Origin of the sequence: Pseudomonas sp. Sample_10, assembly GCF_004321495.1 — a bacterium.
Classification (GTDB): Bacteria; Pseudomonadota; Gammaproteobacteria; order Pseudomonadales; family Pseudomonadaceae; genus Aquipseudomonas.
The window spans coordinates 1-1,052 of sequence record NZ_RCOE01000078.1 but is presented as its reverse complement, the minus strand read 5'-3'; the positions used below and the strand labels follow the sequence as shown (position 1 = coordinate 1,052).

Sequence of the window (1,052 nt, the reverse complement as noted above, 5' to 3'; positions counted from 1 at the left end):
ACGCTGTTGGCGGCGGCCTGGATGCCGAAGGTGGCGGAAGAACACGCCACGTTCATGTCGAACCCGAAACCTTCAATGCCCAGCGCTTCCTGGACTTCGATGGCGATGGCCGGGTAGGCGCGTTGCAGGTTGGAGCAGGCGACGATCACGCCGTCGATGTCCGCGGCGGTCTTGCCGGCGCGTTGCAAGGCTTGTTCGGCAGCGCCGATGGCCATCTGGCACAGCACCGACCATTCGTCATTGGAGCGTTCCGGCAGACGTGGTGCCATGCGTTGCGGGTCGAGGATGCCTTCCTTGTCCATGACAAAGCGGCTCTTGATGCCGGAAGCCTTTTCGATGAACGCTGCGCTGGATTCGGTCAAGGCTTCGATTTCGCCGCGTTCGATAGCGTCGGCGTTGTCGGCATTGAATTGAGCCACATAGGTATTGAAAGACTGCACCAGCTCTTCGTTGGAGATGCTGTTGGCCGGGGTGTACAGGCCGGTGCCACTGATGACGACGTTATGCATGGTCGTGTCTCTAATCTGTTCAGGCAGAAAGCATTGGCACCGTCGTACCAATACACAAAGGGTCTATTCCCATCCCGGGGACGCAAACCTGGTATCGCTTTATTCAGGCCTGCCCGCAGCGGCGAAGGCTCAAAACCGCGGGGCCGGCGTTTATAGGCGCGAAGTTTGCCATAAACCTTGGATTTTGGCGCCTTTTTGCTGGATGAACCCTCTGTTACAGCCGCCAGAATAAACCTGTGGGAGTGGCGGTGCGACGTTTCGACTTGCCCGCGATGACGGTGTATCAGGGCACACCGTTGGCGACTGACACGCTCCCACAAGGTATTGCATCCGCCCCGGCCTACGGCTCGACTTGCGCCCACTGCTTGTTCAGGCGTTTGTCGGAGATCGGCACCTTGGTCCCCAATTGCTGGGCGAACAGCGAAACCCGGTATTCCTCCAGCCACCAGCGATACAGCTCGAGCTGCGGATCGCGCTTGCCTTCCTGAGCGTGTTTGTTGGCGCGGGTCTGGTATTGCGTCCACAGGCCGGACAATTCGCCAC

The 1,052-nt window shown here is 59.4% G+C and carries 1 protein-coding gene and 1 pseudogene; both read right to left on the bottom strand.

Translation table 11 applies throughout. The features are described from left to right. A pseudogene (locus tag D8U18_RS07315) lies at positions 1 to 509 on the bottom strand (beta-ketoacyl-ACP synthase III); the annotation flags it as partial. Between the two features lie 340 nt (positions 510 to 849). Beyond that, positions 850 to 1,052 (bottom strand): DUF3418 domain-containing protein (locus D8U18_RS07310; protein ID WP_131107365.1); only part of this gene is annotated, 203 nt, incomplete at its 5' end.